Source organism: Bradyrhizobium sp. MI1.11, from assembly GCF_055811255.1.
On the sequence record NZ_JBVVPM010000009.1, the window covers coordinates 56,223 to 81,722 of the forward strand.

Annotated in this window: 21 protein-coding genes and 1 pseudogene; 14 read left to right on the forward strand and 8 right to left on the reverse strand. The window is 64.7% G+C overall.

Annotated features, from left to right (window positions below; all coding sequences use genetic code 11):
- Window positions 1-192 precede the first annotated feature (192 nt).
- Both AC0L30_RS11745 and AC0L30_RS11750 read left to right on the forward strand, forming a co-directional pair.
- Window positions 193-366 (forward strand): hypothetical protein, encoded by a 174-nt coding sequence (locus AC0L30_RS11745; RefSeq protein ID WP_007591955.1) that lies wholly within the window; start codon window positions 193-195, stop codon window positions 364-366.
- A gap of 71 nt (window positions 367-437) precedes the next feature.
- Window positions 438-2,300, forward strand: a complete 1,863-nt coding sequence (locus tag AC0L30_RS11750; protein WP_219683179.1) for an ABC-F family ATP-binding cassette domain-containing protein — start codon at window positions 438-440, stop codon at window positions 2,298-2,300.
- Between the two features lie 156 nt (window positions 2,301-2,456).
- Here the strand turns inward: AC0L30_RS11750 and AC0L30_RS11755 are convergent, their stop codons facing one another.
- The 6 genes from AC0L30_RS11755 to AC0L30_RS11780 form a co-directional block, all read right to left on the reverse strand.
- Window positions 2,457-3,911, reverse strand: a complete 1,455-nt coding sequence (locus AC0L30_RS11755) for an HlyD family type I secretion periplasmic adaptor subunit (protein ID WP_219683180.1) — start codon at window positions 3,909-3,911, stop codon at window positions 2,457-2,459.
- A complete protein-coding gene (locus tag AC0L30_RS11760; RefSeq protein ID WP_283843457.1) occupies window positions 3,898-6,030 on the reverse strand; it encodes a type I secretion system permease/ATPase in 2,133 nt (710 codons plus the stop codon). The genes AC0L30_RS11755 and AC0L30_RS11760 overlap by 14 nt, the downstream gene beginning before the upstream one ends.
- Window positions 6,031-6,059: 29 nt before the next feature.
- The gene (locus tag AC0L30_RS11765; protein ID WP_473404331.1) at window positions 6,060-8,906 is read right to left on the reverse strand and encodes a beta strand repeat-containing protein; all 2,847 of its coding nucleotides are present in this window, start codon (window positions 8,904-8,906) and stop codon (window positions 6,060-6,062) included.
- 437 nt (window positions 8,907-9,343) lie between these two features.
- A complete protein-coding gene (locus tag AC0L30_RS11770; RefSeq protein WP_198288228.1) occupies window positions 9,344-9,838 on the reverse strand; it encodes a hypothetical protein in 495 nt (164 codons plus the stop codon).
- Between the two features lie 166 nt (window positions 9,839-10,004).
- Complete coding sequence (locus AC0L30_RS11775; RefSeq protein WP_007591963.1) at window positions 10,005-10,457, reverse strand: DNA polymerase III subunit chi; 453 nt, start codon at window positions 10,455-10,457, stop codon at window positions 10,005-10,007.
- A 6-nt stretch (window positions 10,458-10,463) separates the two neighbouring features.
- Window positions 10,464-11,963, reverse strand: coding sequence for a leucyl aminopeptidase (locus AC0L30_RS11780; RefSeq protein WP_007591964.1), 1,500 nt, complete (start codon window positions 11,961-11,963; stop codon window positions 10,464-10,466).
- 339 nt (window positions 11,964-12,302) lie between these two features.
- Here AC0L30_RS11780 and lptF point away from each other — a divergent pair, with 339 nt between their 5' ends.
- From lptF to AC0L30_RS11830, 10 genes and pseudogenes are all read left to right on the forward strand, one after another.
- Window positions 12,303-13,472, forward strand: a complete 1,170-nt coding sequence (lptF, locus tag AC0L30_RS11785) for an LPS export ABC transporter permease LptF (protein ID WP_219683182.1) — start codon at window positions 12,303-12,305, stop codon at window positions 13,470-13,472.
- Complete coding sequence (gene lptG / locus AC0L30_RS11790; protein ID WP_007591971.1) at window positions 13,469-14,566, forward strand: LPS export ABC transporter permease LptG; 1,098 nt, start codon at window positions 13,469-13,471, stop codon at window positions 14,564-14,566. Before lptF ends, lptG begins: the two co-directional genes overlap by 4 nt.
- Window positions 14,566-17,055 (forward strand): LPS-assembly protein LptD, encoded by a 2,490-nt coding sequence (locus AC0L30_RS11795; RefSeq protein ID WP_219683183.1) that lies wholly within the window; start codon window positions 14,566-14,568, stop codon window positions 17,053-17,055. The genes lptG and AC0L30_RS11795 overlap by 1 nt, the downstream gene beginning before the upstream one ends.
- A 69-nt stretch (window positions 17,056-17,124) precedes the next feature.
- On the forward strand, window positions 17,125-18,051 hold the full coding sequence (locus AC0L30_RS11800) for a peptidylprolyl isomerase family protein (RefSeq protein WP_007591973.1): 927 nt from the start codon (window positions 17,125-17,127) through the stop codon (window positions 18,049-18,051).
- Window positions 18,051-19,067: a 4-hydroxythreonine-4-phosphate dehydrogenase PdxA gene (gene pdxA, locus AC0L30_RS11805; RefSeq protein WP_219683184.1), complete on the forward strand. Its 1,017-nt coding sequence runs from the start codon at window positions 18,051-18,053 to the stop codon at window positions 19,065-19,067. The genes AC0L30_RS11800 and pdxA overlap by 1 nt, the downstream gene beginning before the upstream one ends.
- The gene (gene rsmA, locus AC0L30_RS11810) at window positions 19,064-19,924 is read left to right on the forward strand and encodes a 16S rRNA (adenine(1518)-N(6)/adenine(1519)-N(6))-dimethyltransferase RsmA (RefSeq protein ID WP_219683185.1); all 861 of its coding nucleotides are present in this window, start codon (window positions 19,064-19,066) and stop codon (window positions 19,922-19,924) included. Before pdxA ends, rsmA begins: the two co-directional genes overlap by 4 nt.
- 16 nt (window positions 19,925-19,940) lie before the next feature.
- The gene (locus tag AC0L30_RS11815; RefSeq protein WP_473404332.1) at window positions 19,941-20,999 is read left to right on the forward strand and encodes an alcohol dehydrogenase; all 1,059 of its coding nucleotides are present in this window, start codon (window positions 19,941-19,943) and stop codon (window positions 20,997-20,999) included.
- A 157-nt stretch (window positions 21,000-21,156) separates the two neighbouring features.
- A pseudogene (locus AC0L30_RS11820) lies at window positions 21,157-21,307 on the forward strand (Flp family type IVb pilin).
- 73 nt (window positions 21,308-21,380) lie between these two features.
- Entirely contained in the window at window positions 21,381-21,617 is a 237-nt protein-coding gene (locus AC0L30_RS11825; RefSeq protein WP_007591977.1) for a hypothetical protein, read from the forward strand.
- 367 nt (window positions 21,618-21,984) lie between these two features.
- A complete protein-coding gene (locus tag AC0L30_RS11830; protein WP_007591979.1) occupies window positions 21,985-22,707 on the forward strand; it encodes a Crp/Fnr family transcriptional regulator in 723 nt (240 codons plus the stop codon).
- A gap of 3 nt (window positions 22,708-22,710) precedes the next feature.
- Here AC0L30_RS11830 and AC0L30_RS11835 read toward each other — a convergent pair whose 3' ends face one another.
- On the reverse strand, window positions 22,711-23,448 hold the full coding sequence (locus AC0L30_RS11835) for a Crp/Fnr family transcriptional regulator (RefSeq protein ID WP_007591982.1): 738 nt from the start codon (window positions 23,446-23,448) through the stop codon (window positions 22,711-22,713).
- A 173-nt stretch (window positions 23,449-23,621) separates the two neighbouring features.
- On the opposite strand from AC0L30_RS11835, the gene AC0L30_RS11840 reads away from it, so the two are divergent.
- The gene (locus AC0L30_RS11840) at window positions 23,622-23,861 is read left to right on the forward strand and encodes a hypothetical protein (RefSeq protein ID WP_007591988.1); all 240 of its coding nucleotides are present in this window, start codon (window positions 23,622-23,624) and stop codon (window positions 23,859-23,861) included.
- A gap of 17 nt (window positions 23,862-23,878) precedes the next feature.
- Window positions 23,879-24,580: a Crp/Fnr family transcriptional regulator gene (locus AC0L30_RS11845; protein ID WP_007591990.1), complete on the forward strand. Its 702-nt coding sequence runs from the start codon at window positions 23,879-23,881 to the stop codon at window positions 24,578-24,580.
- Between the two features lie 64 nt (window positions 24,581-24,644).
- On the opposite strand, the gene AC0L30_RS11850 is transcribed toward AC0L30_RS11845, so the two are convergent.
- Entirely contained in the window at window positions 24,645-25,259 is a 615-nt protein-coding gene (locus tag AC0L30_RS11850) for a cupin (protein WP_219683186.1), read from the reverse strand.
- Window positions 25,260-25,500 lie beyond the last annotated feature (241 nt).

The window sequence follows — 25,500 nt, forward strand, 5'->3', positions numbered from 1 at the left end:
TGAGCCCCCCAAGGTACCTTCCAAGCGAAGCCCCGGCGTCCCCCAGCGCCGGGGCTTTGTATTCGGAGGGGGACATTGCGCGGCTTCACACAATTTTTGCTAGAATGCCGCGCAATCGCCGCGAGTGGCGAAACCATTTGGGGGCCAAGGACTTGGTACCGTGTTGCTTCTTTGAGAACACGGAACCCTGCGATGGCTGGCCCTTTTGCCAATGACAGCGAGCAAATCGACCGGCGCACCAGCCGCTCGATCTCCGATGCCGTGGCCGAACGGCTCCAGCAGAGCCTGCGGCCCGAAGCCAGGCTTCCGACGCACCTCGAGCAACTCCTCAATGAGCTGAAGCAGCGCGAGCGCGATTCGCACTGAGTTGACACGCACCGGCTTGCAGACACGGAAAAACGGGTTGCGTTTGATCGCGGGTGCGGTGACAAGGCCGCATGCTCTCCATCACCGACCTCTCCATCCGCCTCGCCGGACGCCTTCTGATTGACCAGAGTTCCGTGCAGATCACGCCCGGATCGCGCGTCGGCATGGTCGGTCGCAACGGCACCGGCAAATCGACCCTGTTCAAGGTGATCCGCGGCGAGCTCGCCGCCGAGCACGGCACGGTGACCCTGCCGCCTCGCTGGCGCGTCGGCAGCCTCGCGCAGGAAGCGCCGAACGGCCCCGAGAGCCTGATCTCAGTCGTGCTCAAGGCCGACCTCGAACGCGACGCGCTGCTCACCGAGGCCGAGAGCGCGGCCGATCCGCACCGGATCGCCGAGATCCAGACCCGGCTGGTCGACATCGACGCGCATTCGGCACCGAGCCGTGCCGCCGCCATCCTGTCCGGCCTCGGCTTCTCCGCCAACGACCAGCTCCGCCCCTGCGCCGAATTCTCCGGCGGCTGGCGCATGCGCGTTGCGCTCGCCGCAACGCTGTTCGCGGCGCCCGACCTGTTGCTGCTCGACGAGCCCACCAACTATCTCGACCTCGAGGGGACGCTGTGGCTCGAGGATCACCTCGCCCATTATCCGCGCACGGTGATCGTGATCAGCCACGACCGTGATCTCCTTGAAAGCTCGGTCGACCAGATCCTGCATCTGGAGCGCGGCAAGCTCACGCTTTACAAAGGCACCTACTCCTCGTTCGAAGAGCAACGCGCCATGCGCGAGATGCTCGATGCCAAAGCGGTCAAGCGCCAGGAAGCCGAACGCGCGCGCCTGCAAGCCTTTGTCGACCGCTTCAAGGCCAAAGCCTCGAAAGCCCGCCAGGCGCAGTCCCGTGTGAAAATGCTGGAACGGCTGAAGCCGATCACGGCGCTGGTCACCCAGGACGTGCGCGAGATCAGCTTTCCCGCGCCCGAGAAGATCCTGTCGCCGCCGATCATCGCCGCCGACAACGTCGTGGTCGGCTACGATCCGAACACGCCCGTGCTGAACCGCGTCACCTTGCGCGTCGACAATGACGACCGCATCGCGCTGCTCGGCTCCAATGGCAATGGCAAGTCGACGTTGGTCAAACTGCTTGCGGGCCGCCTCGCGCCGTTCTCGGGCAAGGTGACCCGCGCCGACAAGCTCTCGATTGCCTATTTCGCCCAGCACCAGCTCGACGAATTGAACGAGGATGCCTCGACCTACGACCACGTCCGCAAGCTGATGGGCGAGGCGCCCGAAGCGAAAGTACGCGCCCGCGCCGGCGCCATCGGATTCTCCGGCAAGGCGGCCGACACCAAGGTCGGAAAATTGTCGGGCGGCGAGAAGGCGCGGCTCCTGCTGGGACTTGCGACCTTCTTCGGCCCCAACATGATCATCCTGGACGAGCCGACCAACCATCTCGACATCGACAGCCGCGCAGCGCTTGCGGAAGCGATCAACGAATTCCCCGGCGCGGTCATCATGGTCTCGCACGACCGCTATCTGATCGAGTCCTGCGCCGATCAACTCTGGATCGTCGCCGACCGCACCGTGACCAATTACGACGGCGACCTCGACGAATATCGCCGCCTGGTGCTGTCCGCGCGCAATGGCGAGCCCGCGCCGCGCGAACGCAGCGCCGCGAGCGAGAAGCCGCAGCGTCCGAGATCGGACAATCGCGGCTCGCTGAAGAAACGCATCGCGGAAGCCGAAACCGAGATCGCCCGCGTCAGCGAGATCATCAGCAAGATCGACACCGCGCTCGCCCTGCCCGACATCTTCAGCCGCGACCCCAAGCAGGCCGCCCAACTGTCGAAAGCACGCGCCAATGCGGCCGACGCGCTGGCACGTGCCGAGGAGCAGTGGCTCGAGGCGAGCACGCAGTTCGACGAGGCGGCGGGCTGACGCCTCCGCGACCGGGCCGACATCAAAATCGCAAAAACAACCCCATGCACAGTACCGGTATTTTGCTACCTGGTGATTAGCCGTTCAATAACCTGTTCTTTGCCGCACCGACTGAGCCGGCGCGTCTCGCGAAGCTTCGTCAGCATCATGTGGGAACTAGCGCTCCCGCATGATCTCGTGCCGGTAACGCTGCAGCGGCGATAGCAGGTAGCTCAGGATGGTGCGCGAACCGGTCCTGATTTCGACGGTCACCGCCATTCCCGGGGACAGGTTGACGAGGCGGTCGTCCACCTGCATCTGGGTGCGATCGAGCGAGATACGGGCGCTGTAACTCAACTCCTGCCCGCTGGGCTCGCTGCTGTCGCGTTGCGTCGCGAGCGCACGGTCGCTCCCGCGCTCCTGCGGCCGGTCGCGGATGATGGCGTCCTGCGAGACGCTCACGACCCGGCCTGCGAGAAGCCCGTAGCGGGTGAAATTGAAAGTGTCGATCTTGATGGCGGCGCCCTGCCCGGCCTCGACAAATCCGATATCGCGGTTGGAGATCATCGCCTCGATCTCGAGCCGCGTATCGGTCGGCACGATCACCAGCAGCGACTGCGCGGGCGTGACCACGCCGCCCACAGTGTGGACCGCGAGCTGCTGCACGACGCCGTCGACTGGCGACGTCAGTTGCTGAAGCCTCGTCCTCTGCTGCGCCTTGATCAGATCGCGTGCGACGCCATTGGCCTTCTGTTCGCTCTTGGCAAGCTCGTCGGAGAGACTTTTCCTGTACTCGGCCAAGGCCTGGATGCGAGTCTCCCGGATCGCGGCGACGGCCGCCTCGGCCTCCTTCAAGCGGCTGCTCTGGACGCGAAGCTCCTCCTGCTGCTCGATCTGGAGCTGGAGGGTCTCATAGTAGGTCAGCTTCGAGCCGATCTCCTTCTCCATCAGCGTCTTGCGAATCTCGACACGCTGCTGGGTGACCGGCAGCAACGCATCAAGCTTGTGAATCGTCGCCGCAATCGTCTGATGTTCGGCCTCCTTCTGCGCTTCCTGACGCGCCAGCGCCGCGAGCTTGGCCCTGTTCTCGCTGACCTGATTGGCGAGGAGCTGTCGCTGCGTCGCGACCAGCATGGGATCGGCGTCCTCTGGTACGACGAGATCGGCGGACACCTCTTCGCCGCCTGCCAATGCGGCGCGGAGGCGCGCGACGTTGAGCCGCTCGGCCATGAGATCGTCGTGCAGACGATCGCGCTCCGCGGCGTTCACGGTCGGATCGAGCTCGATCAGCAGGTCGCCCGATTTGACCGATTGGCCGTCCTGCACGTGAATGGCGCGCACCACGCCGGTCTCGAACGGCTGGACCACCTTGCTTCGCCCGCTCGACACGACCTTGCCGGTTGCGGAGGCCACGATGTCGATCGTGCCCCAGGCCGACCAGGCCATCGCCGCGCAGACAAGCAGCATCAGGACCATGGCGATGGCGCGGCCGATCGGCGATGGCGGTGTTTCCGTGATTTCCAGCGCCGCCGGCAGGAAGGCGACTTCCTCGGCGCCCCGCCCCTTTCCATTCCGGAACGGGATCACGGTCTGCTCCGGCCGAGCGGCCGGCACAGCGCTAGCCGACCTCATAAATGCCTCCCTGGAGACGATGCAGGGCGGCATAGCGCCCGCCGGTCTTGATCAGCGCATCATGCGTGCCGTCCTCGACCAGACGGCCGCGTTCCAGGGTGAAGATGCGATCGGCGCCGCGGACGGTGGACAGACGGTGCGCGATGATCAGGACCGTGCGGCCTTTCGCGATCTCCTTCATGTTGTCATGGATGATCCGCTCGCTTTCATAGTCGAGCGCGCTGGTGGCTTCGTCGAAGATCAGGATCCGGGGATTGCCCACCAGCGCGCGGGCGATCGCGATGCGCTGGCGCTGCCCGCCCGAGAGCGTTGAGCCGCGCTCGCCGACCACCGTATCGTAGCCCTCGGGGAGCTCCAGAATGAAATCATGCGCGCCCGCCAGCTTCGCCGCGTCGATAATGCGGTCCATCGGCAGGCTCGGATCGGCCAGCGCGATGTTGTCGCGCACCGACCGGTTGAACAGCATGTTGTCCTGGAGCACGATTCCGATCTGCCGACGGAGCCCGGCCGGGTCGGTCGTCATCAGATCCATTCCGTCGACCAGCACGCGGCCGCCTTGCGGAACGTAGAGCCGCTGCACCAGCTTGGCGAAGGTGCTTTTGCCCGAGCCGGACGATCCGACGATGCCGACGGTTTGTCCGGCTGGAATCTCGAATGAGACATCGTGCAGGATCTCCGGCCCATCGAGGCGGTAGCGGAAGGAGACGTGCTCGAAGCGGATGTTGCCCCGGATCGGCGGCAGCCCCGCGCGGGCGGCGGAGTAAGCCGGCTCCGCCGCGCTGTTGAGGATGTCGCCGAGCCGCGCGATCGACAGCCGCGCCTGATGAAAATCCTGCCAGACTTGCGCGAGCCGCAGCACCGGGGCCGACACCCGCCCCGCGAAGATGTTGAAGGCCACGAGCTCGCCGACGGTCAGTGCGTCACCGATCACCAGCCTGGCGCCGACATAGAGAATGCCGGCAGTGACGACCTTGCTGACGAGCTGCACGAGCTGGCTTGCCGTGTTGCCGAGACTGGTGACACCGAAGCTCGCCGAGACGTAGCCGGCGAGCTGCTCTTCCCAGCGGCGCTGCATCTGCGGCTCGACCGCCATCGCCTTCAGCGTTTCGATGCCGCTAACGCTCTCGACCAGGAAGGCCTGGTTCTCGGCGCCGCGGCGGAATTTCTCGTCCAGCCTGCGGCGAAACAGCGGCGTCGCCACGGCCGAGATCGCGATGTAGAACGGGAACGACGCCAGCACGATGAAGCTCATCTGCGCCGAATAGGCGAACATCACCGCGAGGAACACCGAGGTGAAGACCATGTCGATGAGAAGCGTCAACGACGAGCTGGTGATGAAATTGCGGATGTTCTCGAGCTCACGGACCCGCGCCACGGAATCGCCGACGCGCCTGGCCTGAAACCAGGCCATCGGCAGCGCCAGCAGATGGTGAAACAGACGTGCCCCGAGCTCCACGTCGATGCGGTTGGTCGTGTGCGCAAACAGGTAATTGCGCAGGATCCCGAGCACGGTGTCGAACAGGGAGACGACGACGAGGCCGATGACGAGAACGTCGAGCGTAGACAGCGAGCGGTGTACCAGCACCTTGTCAATCACGACCTGGAAGAACAGCGGCGAGACCAGCGCAAAAAGCTGGAGGAAGAACGAAGCCGCCAGCACCTCGCCCAGCAGCCGCCGGTATTTGCCGATCGCGCCGATGAACCAGGTGATATCGAAATGCCGTCCGAGGTCTGACAGCCCGGCGCGCCGGACCATCAGGATCAAGCCGCCGTCCCAGATCGCGCACAGCTCGTCGCGATCCATCAGCACCGGGCGCTGCGCCTCCGGAGACTGCACCAGCACCTTGTCGGCGGAGGCCTTTGCGATGACCATGAAGCCGCCGTCCCGCAGCATTGCGATCGCAGGCAGCGGAGTGTCCGACAGACGGCTCCACTGTGTGCGATAGGTTCTGGCTTTAAGTCCGAGAGACCTGGCGCAGCGGACGATATCCGCTGCGCCGAAGCTTGCCGCGCCCAGCCGGTGCCTGAGCTGCGCGCGATCGGCCGCAACACCTTGCAGATGCAGCAGCGTCAGCAACGCATCGAGCCCCGTATCGGAGGAGACCGCGTTGGTCATCATGAGCGTTCTCCGGGCCGATGCCGCCGGCTTCAGGCGTGCTGGGGCGGTGCGAGCACCTGGCTCTGCGTCGCGTGCGGATCGGGCAGCGGCATCTCGCCGTTCCCCTCACCTGCCGGGACGAAGCTGGCCGCCATGGCCTGGTTGAGCAGCATCGCGGCCGCAAACGCTCCGCCCTGGATGACGACGTTGTTGCCGGTGCCGCCGTCCAGGATGTCGAGGCCGCCGCCGCCGATCAGCACGTCATCACCGGCACCACCCGCCAGCGAGTCGTTGCCCGGGCTGCCGATCAGCACATCGTCGCCGTTGCCGCCATTGGCAACGAGCTGGATGCCGCTGTGCAAGCCGGAAGCCGTGATGACGTCGTCGCCATCGAGACCGTTGATAACGATCCTGTCGCCCGCGCCGGCATCGGTGATGTTGATGTCCTGGCCAAGCCCCGACACCGTGATGATGCCGTCGTGCTCGGTCACCGTGATGACGTCGTTGCCACCGGTTGCGTTGATGGTCACGGTATCCGCGGCGCCGTCATTGGCGCCGAGATCGAGGTCGACCTGGCTGACGCCGGTGCCGGAGAGGTCACCGACGGTAATGTTGTCGGCACCGCCGAGAGCATTGAAGTCGACATGTTCGACCCCGTTCAGGTCCATCGCAATGGCGGCGACATCTCGCGTGAACAGCACCCGACCGCCATTGGCCGAGATATTGATGTTCTCGCTGATATTGGCGCCGTTGAATGCCAGCGTGTCGGTGCCCTTCCCGCCTTCGACGGTGTCGCTGCCGTCGCCGGGATTCCACACGAAGGTGTCGTCGCCCGCACCCAGATTGGCGAAATCGTTGCCGCGTCCCCCGTTCACCACGTCATTGCCGGCACTGCCGATGATGGTGTCGTTGCCGTCGCCGCCATTGATGTTGAGGCTGAACGACTGTCCCGCCTTGATGGAAGACGCATCGATGACGTCATTGCCTTGTCCGCCGTTGATGCCGAGCACATCACCGGCGTCCGCGTGTGCAATCGTCACCTGCGCAGCGAGGCCGTTGACCACGATCGATCCGCCGGCGGTCACGACCGATATGTTGTCGTCACCGTTCGTGCCGTTCACGGTCACGCGGTCCGCCGCGCCGTCGCCGCTCTGGCTGCCGGGGCCGGCGCTGAGGTCGATGGCAACCTGCGCGATTCCAGTCCCGGTCAGATCGTTGACCGTGATGTTGTCGGCGCCGCCTGCTGCCGCGATCTGCACGTGCTCGACGCCAGCGAGGTCCATGACGATAGCACCGACGTCACGGGTGAGAAGCGCACGGGTTCCGTTCGCCGAGACCGACATGTTCTCGGCCACGTTGGCGCCGTTAAACACCAGCGTATCGGTTCCCGCGCCGCCTTCGACGACGTCGCTGCCGTCACCGGGATTCCACGTGAAGATGTCGTCGCCTGCGCCAAGAAGCGCGACGTCATTGCCGCGGCCGCCGATGACCTTGTCGTTGCCGTCGCCGCCCATCAGGGTGTCGGCGCCCTGGCTGCCGGTGATGGTGTCGTTGCCCGCGCCGCCGTCGATGGTCAGCCCGATCGCCGCGCCGAGCGTGGATGCATCGATGACGTCGTTGCCGCCGAGCGCCTGAACGACCAGCCGATCGTTGCCGGCCTCTGCATTTGCGATCGTCACGAGCTCCGGCAGCCCCGTGACCGTGACCGTTGTGCCCGTGGCTGTGACCTCGATGTGCTGATTGCCGTTGCTGCCGTTGACGGTCACCGTGTCAGCTGCGCCGTCGCCTTGCGTCCCTCCCGGAACGGCTCCGAGATCAACCAGCACCTGCTTGACGCCGGTCCCGGTGAGGTCGCCGACGGTGATGTTGTCGGCCCCGCCCCGCGCATCGAATTCGATCTGCTCGACGCTGTTGAGATCCATCGTGATGTTGGCGACATCGCGGGTGAAGCGCACCCGGCCGCCATTGGCCGAGATGTCGATGGTCTCGTTGATGTTGGCGCCATTGAAAAGCAGCTTGTCGCTGCCCGATCCGCCTTCGACCGTGTCGCTGCCGTCACCGGGATTCCAGATGAAAGTGTCGTCGCCACTCCCGAGCTGGGCGACGTCGTTGCCGCGTCCGCCATTGACGATGTCGTCCCCGCTGCCGCCGATGATGAGGTCGTTGCCATCGCCGCCGGTAATCCTGTCGTTGCCGGCGCCGCCATCGAGCGTCAGCGAGATCAGGCTGCCGAGCCCGTTGCCCGCGGTGATGACATCGTCGCCGCCCCCACCGTGCAGGACGAGATTTTCCGTCGTGCCGATGTCGAGCGAGAACGGCACCGCGCCCGTCCCGTCGAGCCGCACGCGGGTGCCGTTCGCCGTGATCGTGAACGTCTCGGCGGCGTTGCTTCCGTTGACCTGAGCCGTATCGTTGCCCTCACCACCCTCGAACAGGTTGGTGCCGCCGCCCGGATTCCAGACCATGACATCGTCGCCGGCCTCGCCGAACAGCTGATTGTCGCCGCTGCCGCCGTCCAGGACGTCGTTACCCGCTCCGCCGAACAGCAGATCGTTGCCGCCGCCGCCCTTGATCAAATCGTTGCCGGCCTGACCAAACAGGAGATCGGCTCCCGAGCCGCCCGTGATCCTGTCATTGCCGTCGCCGCCGAAGATGTGCACCGCCGGCATCGGGCCGTGGCATTCGTCGACGGTGATCGTGTCGTCACCGCCTTGACCGAAGATGTCGATCGCAGTGGTGTTGTCGACGGTGGGTTCGCCACCAACCGTTTTCACGTGCCCGTTATTGACCAGGATGCGGCCGGACTTGTCGCGACTTATCACAAGGCCGTTATTCGCGCTGTCGCCGAAAATGGTGAGCTGCCCCGTAACCGGGGAAAACACAGAGGTAATGGACATCCAAATGATCCTTCCGACCTAGCCCCTCCCTTCGATGCGTAGCAGCCGCGCACATGACATTCTTGAACCGTTGCTTGAGACGCGCGTGATTATTCTGGAGATTTCCTCCAGTTTTGCTTCGGGGCAGTTTTCGAAAGCGAATGCGAAGGCTCTCTCATCACGAATCGCGTGATCACGGATCACGCGTAACGCCCCCGTGACTTTCAACGCGCGCGGAAAAACGCGGCTCGAGGCAATGAAGACGCTTTGGGCGAAGGTCGGCATCCGCGATGTCGAAACTCGCGAACAAGATCGCCGGCGAGCGAGAACGGAGAGGTCACGATTCACGCCCGCCCATCGCAATCAATGGATGCAAAATCGCTTGACGATAGGGGCAAGCATGCGCGGCCGATCGCAGCGACAGCTGCAACCAGCATCAGGGCAAAAGGCCAAACCCGTTACGCCGCCGACTTCTTCTTCGGCTTCGGCTTGGTCGCCTTCGGCATGACCGGCGCCTCCGGCGTGCCCTCGATCGAGGACAGGCGGCCGGCCGTGAAGGTGTAGATGCCGGCGCGCGGACCGGTCGTCCAGGTCACGACCGCAACGCGCCTGCCGGCGGCATCACCGGAGAGGTTGACGCTCGAGGGCGCGCCGATGCCGCGCACCACATCGCATTCGGTGTGGCCGAGCGCGACGGTGCCGCCCATGGGAGCCGGCGCGGTCGTCGACGCATTCGCATCAGCCGGCCCGGGCGGCGGCGCCATGCCGGCACAAGCCCCGTCGGCGCTGACCAGATCCTCGGCCCCAACCGGCTTGTCGGGGGTTAGCGGCGGCGACTCGATCGAGATGCTTTTGATGAACAGGCGGCTGGGCGTGTTGAACCACTGGGCATCCCTGGACAACAGATCGGTCCCGCCCGAACAGCCCGCGACCAGCGGGGCTATGGCCGCCAACGCAACTATGAGCGAGCTGGGAAGCTTTTGATGTCGCACGATAAACTAATTTCCCCGAGTGAAGGATCGGCCCTAAGCAATTGTACCAACACCACTTTGCGGCACGAAGGTGACAAAAGCCATCATCCCCCGAAAAGTGCAAATTATCATTAATTGCGAGCGACCGCTAATTCCGCTTCTGCCATCGGCCCCGCTCGTCGGCCTGCCAATAGGTGACATCAAATCCCCGCGCCTTGCAATCCGTCCAGGCGCTGCGGGCGAACGCAAGTGCGTCCGGATCGTCCCCGTCGAACAGCAGCACCATGCGCTCATAGCCCTGCGCGTCCTGCGGCAGCGCGGCGTTGTCGACGAGGAAGCGGACATTGGCACCGTTCGGATTGTCATCCTCGACCGCCAGCACGATCGGCTGTTCGGCGGCGTCGCTCACCCGCCAGGTCGCGTGCGGCAGGAAGGAATCGTCGCGATAGGTCCACAAATGGGCGTCGAGCGCATCGGCGCGCTCCGGCGAAGTCGACTGCACCACGACGCGCCAGCCGCGCTCGAGCGATTTCTCGAGAAGGGGCGGCAACACGTTCTCCACCGTCATGTTTTGCAGATGGTAGAAAAGGACTTCAGTCATCTCGGGTCATTTGCGCTCGTAATGGTCGGCGACCAGACGGTCGAGCAAGCGAACGCCATAGCCACTTCCCCAGCTGTGGTTGATGTCGGTCTTCGGCGCGCCCATGGCGGTCCCGGCGATATCGAGATGCGCCCAAGGCGTGCCGTCCACGAAGCGCTGGAGGAACTGCGCCGCGGTGATCGAGCCGCCATGGCGTCCGCCGGTGTTCTTCATGTCGGCGAACTGGGAGTCGATCAGCTTGTCGTATTCGGGGCCAAGCGGCAGGCGCCAGACCTTCTCGCCGCTCTCGATGCCGGCCGCCAGCAGCCGCTCGGCAAGCTCGTCATTGTTGGAGAACATGCCGGCATGCTCGGTGCCGAGCGCGACCACGATGGCGCCGGTCAACGTCGCCAGATCCACCATGAATTTCGGCTTGGTTTTCTTGGCGACGTACCAGAGCACATCGGCAAGCACCAGGCGGCCTTCCGCGTCGGTGTTGATGATCTCGATGGTCTGTCCCGACATCGAGGTGACGATGTCGCCCGGGCGCTGCGCGTTGCCGTCCGGCATGTTCTCGACGAGGCCGATGGCGCCGACGACGTTGACCTTGGCCTTGCGTGCGGCGAGCGCATGCATCAGGCCGACGACGCAGGCAGCGCCTCCCATGTCGCCCTTCATGTCCTCCATGCTGCCGGCCGGCTTGATCGAGATGCCGCCGGTGTCGAAGCAGACGCCCTTGCCGACGAAGGCAACCGGCGCCTCACCTTTCTTGCCGCCGTCCCAACGCATGATCACGGTGCGGCTCGGCCGCGCCGAGCCCTGGCCGACGCCGAGCAGCGCGCCCATGCCGAGCTTGTCCATCGCCTTGACGTCGAGCACCTCGATCTTGACGCCGAGCTTGCGGAGCAGGCCTGCGCGGCGCGCGAACTCCTCGGGAAAAAGCACGTTCGGCGGCTCGTTGACGAGGTCGCGCGCAATGATCACGCCGTCCACGATCGCAGCCGCCGATGCAAACGCCTTCTTCGCGACGACCACGTCGCCGACCGCAAACGAGACGTCGGCGCGCGTGCCGCCCTCCTCGCCGTCCTTCTTCTTGGTCTTGTAGCGGTCGAATTTGTAGGTGCGCAGCCGCAGGCCCGAGGCGATCGCGACCGCCTGCTCGCTCGTCATGGCGCCATTGGGCAGTTCCGCCATGATGGTCATGGCCGCCACCCCGGCCGGAAGCTTGCTCGCCGCCACGCCGCCGAATTTGAGAAAGTCGTTCGCCTTCAGGCCGGCCGCCTTGCCGGCGCCGATCACGATCAGGCGGGTGGCCTTCACGCCCTCCGGCGCAAGGATGTCGAGCGCAGCGCCGCTTTTGCCCTTGAAGGCGGCGGCGGTGGCCGCCCGCTTCACGAGTTCGGTGGCCCCGCCGAGGGCCTTGGCGGTCGCCGGGCCGAGCTTCAAGCTGTCGTCGCAGAACACGACCATGATGCCACGGACGGCGGCAGATAATGGAACGAAGCCGACCTTGATGGCATCGGACATGAGTAACTCCTCAAAAACGTTGCGCTTTTACCGATCGGCAGTCCCGGCCACGGGCCGGAGCTGAACGGCGATTCACTGGGCGTAACGCACTATGGGCCACTGGCCCGGTCGATGCCAAGCACCCCCCGTGGCCGAGGGGCCACAACGAGGGAAATATTAACCATATATTGAGGGTGCCACGGGGCAGCCATTTTGTTGACGGATCAAAGGGATGGTACTGAGAGAGTAAGCCGGCGGATGAGATGGTTGACCGACCTTGGGGATCCCCTTGCGGGGATTGGTTGGACAGCCGGAATTCCGGCCGGCATTGGGGACTTGGTGGGATTCGTGCGGTAGCGCATGGGGTCAATCGATAGGTATATCTTCCGCACGACGCTCGCGTCGTTTGCGCTGGTCCTGGTCAGCCTCACGGGCGTGATCTGGATTACGCAAGCGTTGCGCGGCATCGACTTGATGACGAGCCAGGGTCAGACCATCCTGACCTTCCTCGGCATCACCAGCCTCGTCGTGCCCGCGCTGGTCCTGATCATTTCGCCGATCGCGCTGATGATCGCGATCTCGCATACGCTGAACAAGCTTGCGACCGATTCCGAGATCATCGTGATGAATGCCGCCGGCTTCTCGCCGTTCCGGCTGTTCTATCCGTTCTTCTACGCCACCTGCGTGGTGGCGCTGCTGGTCGCCTTCATCGCGGCCTATCTCGCTCCCGATGGCATGCGGCGGATCAAGCAGTGGGACGCCGAGATCACCGCCGACGTGCTTACCAACATCCTGCAGCCCGGCCGCTTCGCCCAGCTCGACAAGAACCTGACGATCAGGATTCGCGAACGCCAGCCCGGCGGCATCCTCGCCGGCATCTTCATCGACGACCGCCGCGATCCGAACGAGCGGGTCTCGATCGTCGCCGAGCACGGCGAAGTCATGAAGAACGAGAACGGATCGTTCCTGGTGCTGGAGACCGGCAATCTCCAGCGCTTCGAGGCCGGCAAGCGCGATCCCGCGCTGGTGGCGTTCGGCCGCTACGGCTTCGACATGTCCAAGTTCTCGGGCCAGGGCCGCGACGTCACCCTCGGCATCCGCGAGCGTTATCTCTGGGAGCTGCTCTCGCCGTCCGAGGACGATCCCGTCTACAAGCAGATTCCCGGCCAGTTCCGCTCGGCATTGCATGACAGCCTGCTGGCGCCGATCTATCCCTTCGCCTTTGCCGTGCTGACCTTCGCGTTTCTGGGTGCGCCTCGCACCACCCGCCAGAGCCGCAATTTCTCGATGGGCTCATCGATCTTCGCCGTGTTCGGCCTGCGCATGGCCGGCTTTGCCTGCTCGGTGATGGCGGTGAAATCGCCCGGCGCGGTGCTGGTCCAATATGCGATGGTCATTGGTGCCATCGGCATCGGGATGGCGATCATCATCGGCGGCCTTGTGGTCGAACCGCCGCCGCGCCTCATGGAGGCCATCAACAGGTCGAACGCGCGCATCGCGCGGCTGTTCCGACGGCCGGCCGTCGCATGAGCATGCTCACCAACACACTCGGGCGCTATTTCGCCGGCCGTTTCGTGGTCGCGGCGCTCGGCGTGTTCGCCAGCATTTTTCTGTTGCTGGTGCTGGTCGATTACATCGAGATGGTGCGCAAGACTTCGGGCCTCGCATCCGCCTCCGCGGTCATGGTGGCCGAGACCTCGCTGTTCCGCGTGCCGCAGCTGCTGGAGAAGCTGACGCCGTTCTGCATGCTGATCGGCGCCATGACCTGCTATCTCGCCCTCTCCCGCCGGCTCGAGCTCGTGGTCGCGCGCGCTGCCGGCGTCTCCGCATGGCAATTCATCTCGCCGGCGCTCGGCAGCGCGCTCCTGATCGGAGTGATCGCCACCGTCGCCTACAATCCGATGTCGGCCAATCTGCGCGAGCTCTCCAAGCGCATGGAAGCCGAGCTGTTCGGCTCGGCGCCCGGCGGCGGTATTCAGGACGCCTCCGGCTTCTGGCTCAATCAGGTCACCAATGACGGCCAGACCATCATCAACGCGGCGCGCAGCGAGCAGCAGGGTATCCGGCTCACGGGACTCACGCTGTTCCGGTTTGACACAGAGCAGCACTTCAAGGAGCGCATCGAGGCGCGAGAGGCGACACTCGAGGCCGGCCGTTGGCTGTTCAAGGGCGTCCGCCGCTTCTCGCTGGATTCGCCGCCGGTCGATCAGGCCAGCCTGGAGATTCCGACGACGCTGACCGAGGCGCAGGTCCGCAACAGCTTTTCCACACCCGAGACTGTGTCCTTTTGGCAACTACCGAGCTACATCCGCTCTTCCGAAAGCTCGGGCTTCGCGACAGCCGGATACCGACTCCAGTATCAGAAGCTTCTGGCACAGCCGTTTTTGCTTGCGGCCATGGTGATGCTCGCGGCTTCCGTGTCGTTGCGCTTCTTCCGGATGGGCGGCGTGCAGAAGATGGTTTTGAGTGGCGTGGGCGCAGGCTTTCTGCTCTACGTTCTGTCGAAAGTGACTGAAGATTTGAGCAAGGCTGAGTTGATGCATCCGATCGCTGCGGCGTGGTTGCCCGTGGTGGTGGGCGGCCTCACCGGCTTTTTGGCCTTGCTGTATCAGGAGGACGGATAGTGACGGCCGTCCACCGAGGATCCGTGTCTCGTTTGACGCGGCGCACATTGGTGCGCGCGAACGGGTGTGGCTTGTCCATTCGCAGGTTCCTGCTTGCTGTCGCCGCCATGGCATCGCTCGGTGGCCTGATGGACGTTGCCGCCGTGGCGCCGGCCTCCGCCCAGAGCTTCACCTACAATCCGCTGCCGCCGCGTGCGAAGCCGCCGAAGGCCGTCAACGACAACCAGATGCTGGTTCAGGCGACCGAGGTCGACTACGACTACAACAATTCGCGCGTCTCCGCGGTCGGTAACGTCCAGCTGTTCTACAACGGCACCAGCGTCGAGGCCGACAAGGTCATCTACGACCAGAAGACCAAGCGGCTCCATGCCGAAGGCAACATCCGGATGACGGATGCCGACGGCAAGATCACCTATGCCGAGATCCTGGACCTTTCCGACGACTACCGTGACGGCTTCGTCGATTCGCTGCGCGTTGACACGGCCGACCAGACCCGCATGGCGGCGAGCCGCTCCGATCGCTCCAGCGGCAACTACACGGTGTTCGAGAACGGCGTCTACACGGCCTGCGCGCCGTGCAAGGACGACCCGAAGAAGCCGCCGCTATGGCAGGTCAAGGGTGCGCGCATCATCCACGACCAGCAGGAGAAGATGCTGTATTTCGAGACGGCGCAGCTCGAATTCTTCGGCGTGCCGATCGCCTATATGCCCTATTTCTCGACGCCCGACCCGACCGTGAAGCGCAAGACCGGCTTCCTGATGCCGGGCTTCACGTCGAATACGCCGTTCGGCTACGGCGTCGAGGTTCCGTTCTACTGGGCGATCGCACCCGACATGGACGCGACCTTCAGCCCGCGCATCACGTCCAAGCAGGGCGTGCTGTTCCAGGCCGAATTCCGCCAGCGCCTGATGGACGGCGCCTATCAGATCCGCGTCTACGGCATCGACCAGCTCGACCGCAGCGCGCTCGCCGGCCAGCCCGGCGACAAGCAGTTCCGCGGCGCCGTCGACACCAAGGGTCAGTTCGCGCTGAACGACAAATGGGTCTGGGGTTGGGACGGTGTCCTGATGTCCGACTACTATTTCTTCTCGGACTATCGGTTGTCGCAATATCGCGATCCGCTGGGCTCGTTCCTGTATCTGCCGACGGATGCACTCTCGCAGCTTTACCTGACCGGTGTCGGCAATCGTAGCTTCTTCGACGCGCGCACGATGTACTGGCTGAGTTACTCGGGCAATCAGAGCCAGGTGCCGGTCGTCTACCCCGTGATCGACTACTCGAACGTGCTGAACTATCCGGTCTTCGGCGGCGAGTTCAGCTACAAGACCAATTTCGTGAACCTGTCGCGTGACACCGCGGTGTTCGATCCGATTACGACGCTCGCCAACACCAATGGCCTGTGCACGACGGTGTCGGCCGATCCGCTCGCGCGCACGCCGTCGCAGTGCCTGCTGCGCGGCTTCCCCGGCACCTACACCCGCCTGACGGCCGAAGCGCAGTGGCGCAAGTCCTTCACCGATCCATTCGGTGAAATCTGGACCCCGTTCGCCATTCTCCGCGCCGACGCGATCAACTCCTCGGTCTCCAACCAGCCGGGCGTGTCGAACTATCTTCCTGTCGGCGACACCCAGGCGTTCCGCCTGATGCCGACCGTGGGCCTCGAATACCGCTACCCCTTCATCAACGTTCAGCCTTGGGGCTCGACCACCATCGAGCCGATCGCGCAGATCATCATCCGGCCGAACGAGACCTATGCCGGCAAGCTCCCCAACGAGGACGCGCAGAGCATGGTGTTCGACGCCTCGAATCTGTTCAGCGTCGACAAGTTCTCCGGTTACGACCGTGTCGAGGGCGGCGGCCGCGCCAATGTCGGCGTGCAGTCCACCACGCAATTCGACAGGGGCGGCGCCATCAAGACGCTGTTCGGCCAGTCCTACCAGCTGTTCGGCATGAACTCCTTTGCGGTCCAGGACTCCATCAATACTGGCGTGGATTCCGGTCTGCAGAGGCCGCGCTCCGACTATGTGGCGAGCGCCGCCTATTCGCCCAACAGCACCTATACGTTCAGCGTTCGCTCGCGCATGGACGAGCAGACCTGGAACATCCAGCGCTTCGAGGCGGAAGGCCGCGCCAACTTCAACCGCTGGTCCGTCAGCATGCTGTACGGCAATTACGCGGCCCAGCCGGAACTCGGCTATCTGACCCGCCGCGAGGGCATCCTGACGTCGGGCTCGATCAAGGTCGCGGCCAACTGGGTGGTCACGGGCTCGGCGCGCTGGGACCTGGAGGCCAACAAGATCAATCAGTATGTGCTCGGCGCCGGCTACGTCGACGATTGCTTTGTGCTCGGCTTGAACTATGTAACTGCGTATAGCTATTCCGCAGGCGCGGCGCCGCCCGTGCTGAACCACGCGATCATGTTCCAGATCGGCCTGCGCACGCTGGCGAACACAGCGACGACCAGCAGTTCCGGCGGCGGTCTCCAGTGAACGGTTTGAAGGTGCCGGCCGCGTGTTCCCGATCGCAGGTTCACCGCGGCTGACATGCGAGCGACAAATATGACGATCTCATTGCCTGTCTTCCGCCTCTTCCTCGTCCTCGCCGCCCTGCTCCTGGCCGGCGCGCCGTCGCGCGCGCAGAACATCGTCGTGATGGTCAACGGCGATCCCATCACCGACTTCGACGTCGAGCAGCGCTCCAAGCTCGACCAGCTGACGACGCAGAAGACACCGGCCCGTCAGGAGGTCATCAACGAGCTGATCGACGACCGGGTGAAGATGAAGGAAGGCAAGAAATACGGGGTCGACCCCGGTGTCTCCGACATCAACCAGTCCTACGAGGGCATGGCGCAGCGCATGCGCATCTCGCCGGACCAGCTCACCAAGTCGCTCGAGGTCAAGGGCGTCCGCCCCGAAACCCTGAAGAACCGCATGAAGGCCGAGATGGTCTGGACCAGCCTCGTGCGCGGCCGCTTCAAGGAGAAGTTGTTGGTCGGCGAGAAGGACGTCGCGCAGGCCGTGCAGGCCCAGACCGGCGACAAGCTGCAGATCGAGGGGACCGAATACAAGATGCAGCCGATCGTGCTGCTCGTGCCGCGCGGCTCGTCGCCGGCGTTCCTGGAGACGCGGCATAAGGAAGCCGAGCAATATCGCTCGCGCGTCGGAAGCTGCGAAGAAGCCAATTCGTTGTTCCGCTCCACGCCGAACGCCACGATCCGCGACACCGTCACCAAGACCACGGCGGAATTGCCCGAGGCGCTGCGCAAGGTGCTCGACGACACGCCGATCGGCCACCTGACCGCTCCCGAGACGACCAAGGCGGGCATCGAGATGGTGGTGCTGTGCTCGCGCAAGCCGACCATGATCGACACGCCGAAGAAGCGCGAGGTCCGCGAGAAGATGTATCAGGAGAAGTACGAGAAGACCCAGAAGGCCTATCTCGAGGAGCTCCGCAAAGCGGCGATGATCGAGTATCGCAACCGCTGATGGCCCAGCAGCCCGCCAAGCCCCTCGCCCTGACGCTGGGAGAGCCTGCCGGCATCGGCCCCGACATCACCATCGCAGCCTGGCTCAAGCGCAGCGAACTGGACCTGCCTGCCTTTTATCTGCTCGGCGACGAGGCGCTGATCGCCCGCCGCGCCAAGGCGCTCGGCGCCAATATCAGGATTGCTTCGGTAAGCGCGGGCGAGGCCAAGGCCGCCTTCCCCGAGGCGCTGCCCGTGGTTGCGACCGGCGAGCCCGCGAGCGCCGAGCCCGGCAAGCCGGACGCATCGAGCGCGCCCGCCGCCCTCGCCTCGATCCGCCAGGCGGTCACGGATGTCCGCGAGGGCCGCGCCGGTGCCGTCGTCACCAATCCGATCGCCAAGAGCGTGCTCTATCGCGCCGGCTTCCGCCATCCCGGCCATACCGAATTCCTCGCCGAGCTCGCCGCGGAAGACGGCCGCGTGCCGCAGCCGGTGATGATGCTGTGGTCGCCGCGGCTCGCCGTGGTGCCCGTGACCATCCACGTCTCCTTGCGCGATGCACTGGCCCAGCTCACCAGCGAGCTGATCGTCTCGACCGTGCGCATCGTCGCGACCGAACTCAAATCCCGCTTCGGCATCGCGAATCCGCGCATCGCGATTTCCGGCCTCAATCCGCACGCGGGCGAGGACGGCTCGCTCGGCCACGAGGAGCAGACCGTGATCGCGCCGGCGATCAAGACGTTGCGCAGCGACGGGATCGAGGCGAAGGGACCGCTCCCCGCCGACACCATGTTCCACGAAGCCGCGCGAAACAGCTATGACTGCGCCGTCTGCATGTACCACGACCAGGCGCTGATCCCGATCAAGACGGTGGCCTTCGACGACGCGGTCAACGTCACGCTCGGCCTGCCCTTCATCCGCACCTCGCCCGATCACGGCACCGCCTTCGACATCGCCGGCACCGGCAAGGCCAATCCGGCAAGCCTGATCGCTGCGTTGAGGCTCGCGAGCCGGATGGCGGCTGCGAAAACCCGATGAGCGCGATCGACGACCTCCCGCCGCTTCGCGAGGTCATTCGCCAGCACGCCTTGTCGGCGCGCAAATCGCTCGGCCAGAACTTCCTCCTCGACCTCAATCTCACCGCGCGCATCGCGCGTGCGGCGGCTCCGCTCGAGGATTCCACCATCATCGAGATCGGCCCCGGCCCGGGCGGGTTGACGCGCGCCTTGCTCGCGCTCGGCGCCAGACGCGTCATCGCCATCGAGCACGACGAGCGGGCGATCCCTGCCTTGCAGGAAATTTCAGCGCGCTATCCCGGCCGTCTCGATATCGTGCATGGCGACGCCATGAGCTTCGACCCGCGCCCGCTGCTATCCGGCGAAAGAGCAAAAATCGTCGCGAACCTGCCCTACAACATCGCGACCCACCTCCTCGTCGGCTGGCTCACCACCGAGCCCTGGCCGCCCTGGTACGACATGATGGTCCTGATGTTCCAGCGCGAGGTCGGCGAGCGTATCGTGGCGCGCGAGGACGAGGAGGCCTTCGGCCGGCTCGGCGTGCTCGCCAACTGGCGCTGCGAGACCAAGATCCTGTTCGACATCGCGCCGTCCGCCTTCGTGCCGCCGCCGAAGGTCACGTCTTCCGTCGTGCGACTGATCCCGCGCGAAAACCCTCTCGCCTGCGATCGCAAGCTGCTCGAACAGGTCGCCGCCGCCGCGTTCGGCCAGCGCCGCAAGATGCTGCGACAAAGTCTGAAGTCGCTCGGCGCCGATCCCGCGCGGCTCGCCGCAGCTGCCGGCGTCGATGCGACGCGGCGCGCCGAGACCGTTCCGATTTCCGGCTTTGTTGCCATGGCCCGTGAATTGGCCAATATACGCAGCGAAACAGAGAGATAATTTCGGAGGAAGAAATATGGCGTTGATGCGTCGGCAGTCCCTCGTCAAGTTCGATGCGCCGCTCTGCGAGACCATCGTCGACACGCCGAAGCCGCAAGGACGCGAGGTGCTGGTGCGCATCGAGCGCTGCGGCCTCTGCCACTCCGATCTGCACATCCAGGACGGCTACGCCGATCTCGGCGGCGGCAAGAAGCTCGACACCACGCGCGGCATGACGCTGCCCTTCACGCTCGGCCACGAGATCGCAGGCGTGGTCGACGAAGTCGGCCCCGAAGTGTTCGCCGGTCTCGTCGGTAGCAAGAAGGCGGTGTTTCCGTGGATCGGTTGCGGCCAGTGTCGCGACTGCGCCAATGGCGACGAGAACCTCTGCGCCAGGCAGCGCTTTCTTGGCGTCTCCATCGACGGCGGCTTCGCCACCCACGTGCTGGTGCCTGACGCGAAATATCTGCTCGACTACGATCCCCTGCGCGTCAACCAGGCCGCGACGCTGATGTGCTCCGGCGTCACCGCCTATGGCGCGCTCAAGCGCCTGGTCGACCGACCGCGCCAGCGCAATCTCCTGCTGATCGGCCTCGGCGGTGTCGGCATGATGGGCCTTTCCTTCGCGGCGGCCATGTTCAAGCAGCCGATCACGGTCGCCGACCTCAGCGGTGCCGCGCGGGAAACCGCGCTGAAGAACGGCGCGGCGGCGGCCTACAATCCGGCCGAGCCCGACGTGATCAAGCGCATCCTCAAGGAAACCGATGGCGGCTTCGACGAGATCGTCGATTTCGCGGGCAACGAGAAGTCCATGGCTTTCGCGGTCGCCGTCGCCGCGCGCGGCGGCAAGATCGTGGTCTCCGGCCTGATGGGCGGCCAGTTCACGTTGCCGATGGTGCAATGGGTCTACAAGCGCATGACCATCGAGGGCTTCATGGTCGGCACGCTCACCGAGGCTCACGAGCTGATGGCGCTCGCCCGCGCCGGCAAGATCAAGCCGACGCCGATGCGCGAGGAGCCGATGGGCGACGTGCAGACCTGGATCGACGAGCTTCGCGCCGGCAAGGTCGTCGGCCGCATCGTGCTCAAGAATTAGCATGCGCGAGAAGCGCGAGGCGGCGGGGTCATCTCGCCGCCGGCTTCAATCATCGCGATTCACTCGAAATTGACGCAAGCCGGTGTTCCAAATTGGGGAACCTGATCTCTGCGGATTATGGTCCTCGCCAGCTCTCTTTTGGAATTCTGGCAAGACCATGCAGACCATCCGCCGCTTCCTTGCCGACGAGTCCGGCGCCACCGCGATCGACTGCGGCCTGATCGCCGCAGGCATCGCACTGGCGATCATCGCCGTCGTCAACAATCTCGGCGCAGAAGTTCACCTCGATCAGCAGCTCACTGAAGTAACGCGGGCACGCGCGCTAATTCACGGCATTCGTCTGTCCCGCGGAACGGCAATGGCCGCGCCGCGTTGGCAGCCATGTCCATTCGCTGCACCGTCGAGAACGCATTCTTCATCGCCTGGAGCTTCCTGGAGCAGAGCGGACAGCTCGGCTCTCCGGACGAGACGGCGAACGTCCTGCTCGACGCCATTGAGGCCCAGCTCAGGACCGGTGAACGCCGGCAACTGATGCTCGCCAACAGGGCGATCGATGCCTATCGCGCCCACGCGGAAAAAAGCCGGCCCGCGCACGATTGCGAAGCACGCTTCGGGTGACGAACGTCGGGTGATGAACATCCTGGCCGCCCTCGGGCCCGCCGGCCCGGCGGCGTTTGAGATATAGGCCGGCGGTCCGTCGGGCAGAGCGCACGGGCTGCGGCGCTCCGCGACGAGCACGCTACGCTGATCCGCGCTCCTGCTGTGTGCACTCCTGCACAGAGCTCGTAAAGTTGAAGGCAGCTGGGTTCGGCTGCGCCATTTGCCTCGCGTGCCATGCGCCGCGCCAGAATTTTCCGGAATTCCGTAAGCCGGAGGCCATCTTTTCAACGCTTGAAAAACGCCTTGTGTGCACTTTGGAACCGTCGGCTCCGTCACGGAAACGTAGGGTTCTGGCCGGCGCCGATTCCCGGCCAGAGCAAGACATGTGACCGGTCGGCCCCAGAACGATCTTCTCCAGCGGCTCAGCCGCACGGATTTCGAACTGTTCGCACCGCACCTCCAGCCGGTCGAACTCGAGGCGAACCACATCCTGTATCACGCCGGCGACGAGGTCGCGGCGGTCCATTTTCCCTGCCGCTCCACGCTCGTGTCGTTCGCCGTGCCAGTCGAGGACGATCGCGAGGTTGAAAGCCTGCTGGTCGGGCGCGAGGGCGCGGTGGGCATTGCCGCCGGCCGCAGCGCCTCGCTGGCCTATTCGCGCATCGTCGTGAAGCTGGGCGGGACCCTGATGCGGTTGCCGCACCGCGCGCTCGAGCAGGCCCAGCAGAGGTCGGCCACGCTCCACCAGGTCTTCTCGCGCTATGGCGACTGCCAGTTCGCACAGCTGCTCCAGATCGCGGCCTGCAATGCCGCGCATTCGATCGAGCAGCGCGCCGCCAAGTGGATCATCTCCGCGCAGGAGCACGTCGGCGGCCCCGAGATCCCCCTCACCCATGAGCAGCTTGCCGGCATGCTCGGCGTCTCCCGCAGCTATGCCAGCCGCGTCATCCAGATGTTCAAGGCGAGGCAGATCCTCGCGACACGCCGTGGCGCCATCCTGATCCTGGATGCGCCGGCGCTCGAAGCCAGAGCCTGCTCCTGCAACGACTGGGTGAAGAAGCACTTTGACGAGGTGATGGGACGCACGGCCGCGGACGGTTCGCTTTAGGTCTCACGCATGCGGCGGCGATTGGCGCTTCAAGTGCAGATAGGTCGGACTGAAGCCTCCGAGCCGCTGCAGTTCGCGCCATTTCAGGACGATCAGCTCGCCGTCGCGCATGTCCATGGTCCCGCTCCGCCTGAGCTCGGCGAGCGTCCGGTTCACCGTCGCGATCGCCATGCCCAGCGTCTCGCCGAGCTGCGCCAGGCTGATCGGCAGACGGCAGCGATTGCCGCGGACGAGCTGCGCGGCGCGGGCGCGGTAGAACAGCTCGCAGAACAGGTGCGCCATGCGCGCGTGCATCGGCCGGGCGCTATTGTTGGTGATGGCCTCGCGAAAGATAGCGGCATCGAGCAGCGTCTCGCGCCAGACCGACAGTGCGAAGGTCGGTCGTCGCCGAAAGGCAATGAACAATTCGCGATGCGGGATGAACGCCACCGAGGCAGGCCCGAGCGCACACAGCCCATGGTCCATCTGGTCGATGAACAGTCCCTGGGAGTCCGGCAGGTCTCCAGACAAATGGAACGCGAGATATTGCCGCCTGCCGCTGTCGAGCAGATGGTAGCGGGCGATCATGCCGGAGACGACCAGCGCCGAATGCTCGGGTTCGTCGCCCTGACGGATGAAATCCTCATTCGGCGCGAACTCGCGCTGCACAAAAGTCAGCCCGCGAATTTCGGCGACATCCTCCTGTGCAAGCGCGGTGTGCTCGCCGAGGTTCCGGATCAGCACGTCATGGGCTTTTTCCATGTGTCCCGTTCCATGCGTCCCGCCAAAAATCCTGCCGGTTCGATCAAATGATACATCTAGCCCGAATCCAGCGGACTAGAACGCGAGACGGAAGCACAGGTTGCTACCGGTTTGCGACGGTACAGGGTCGCAGCCCCACCATCCCTCGATCGCTGACTGCCCCCGCCCTTCGCATGAGCCCTACGACGATCCTGAAACGCATTCGCCACCTGTTCGCTACGGATTCGGGCGAGCACCTGGACAGTATCAGCGCTGCCTTCCTGCAAGGCAGGTTGAAGCAGCCGGCGCGGCCGATGTCGGATCAGGAGCTTGCGCACGCCATCCGCGAGTTCCAGGCGGTTCCCGTGTCCGATTGGACCATCGCAAAACTCTCCCAACGCCTGCTCGAACCGGCCGTGCCGCGTGACGACTGAAACCCCTCCTCCTCACCATGCCGCACCCGAAGTTCATCGCGCATCTCCAGGCGATTGAAGGCCTCTCAGAAGACGAACGCCGCCAGATCGCGGGTCTGCCGTCCACGCTGCGCCAGGTCTCCGACGGCGAGATCGTGCTGCGCCAGGGTGAAGATGCCTCCCGCTGCGTTTTCATCGTCAGCGGCTTCCTCTACCAGGCTCGCATCGTCGGCGATCGCAGCCAGATCCTCGCCTTCCACGTTCCCGGCGACATGCCGTGCCTGCACACGCTGCTGGTGTCGCCGATGGATGCGGACCTCGTCGGACTTGGACCCTCGATCGTCGGCTACGTCGCACACAGCCAACTCAAGCAGCTGCTCGACAGCTCCATTCACCTGACCCGCGCGTTCTGGCGCGAGACGCTGATCGATGCGGCGATCTCGCGGCAATGGATCGCGCGCCTCGGCGCACAGGCGGCGTTGCCGAAGGTGGCGCATCTGATCTGCGAACTCGCCGCAAGGCTGGAGGTCGTGGGCCTCGTCAAGAACGGCCGCTTCCAAATGCCGATGACGCAGCGGCATGTCGCCGATGCCTGCGGACTGTCGATCGTCCACGTCAATCGCACCATCCAGGAGCTGAGAGGGCGCCGATTGATTGCCTGGGAGGGAAGCGAGATCGAGCTGTTGCAACCCGACGAACTCCGCGCGCTCGCGGATTTCACGCCGGATTATCTGACCTGACCGAGACGGCCGGCGTTCCAACGAACGACACCTCGAACCGGCACAGCGAAAGCGATCCCCCGCGTCACGATCGCGATGGCTTTATCCGCCATGATTTGAGCAACGGGCCGCCGGCACCCAGCACGGGATCGGTCTTCGGCTTACGGACCTTGGCGATGCGTTTGCTGGCGTCAGGACGCTCTCGCGTGTCGGTGCACTCGTCATACGTCCCCTCCTGCGGATACGCTCCGACGACCAGGAAGTCCCGGCTGGACTCGATCAGCCGGTGTCCGGTCCCTGCGGGAAGAACCAGAACGTCTCCGGCCTTCACGCTCAGGATTCGCCCCTTGATCCCGCCGCACTCGATCCTAGCCGTGCCGCGTGCCACGCCCATCACTTCGTGGATCTGCGAATGGTAGTGGACAAAGTCATACACCGTATCGCGCCAGGAGCGGCCCCAGCCATGACTATCGAACAGCGTGTCGACGATGACCTCTGGAGCAAAACGCCGGGTCTTCAGGTTCACCGCGCCGCGATAGAGCAACACTGGAAAATGCGGGTTATTCGGCACGATGCCATCGTCCTGGAAGCGGATGGCTGTCGGCTTCCGAGCCCGCACGAGCGCCCGCAGCGTTGCCGCGTCGGGGTGATCCTCGACGAGCTTCTTGGCGAGATTTTTGATCTGGTCCTTGATCGGCATGGCGTCTCCTCAGCCGCAATTAAACGGCGGCCGAGGTGATAAGTTTCCCGAGGTGATCCGGTTGGACCGCGCTATCTCCTCGGCGTCACTTCCGGCGAAGACAAGCATTCCAGAAATCGTTCCGCGGCAGCTCTCTGGAATGCTCGCTGCGCTCGCACGGCCACCGCCTTACCCCGGTAGCCGACGTTGGCCGCGCAGGAGCGGAACGACGCGATGTGGCAGAAGCAGAAGAACGATCAGT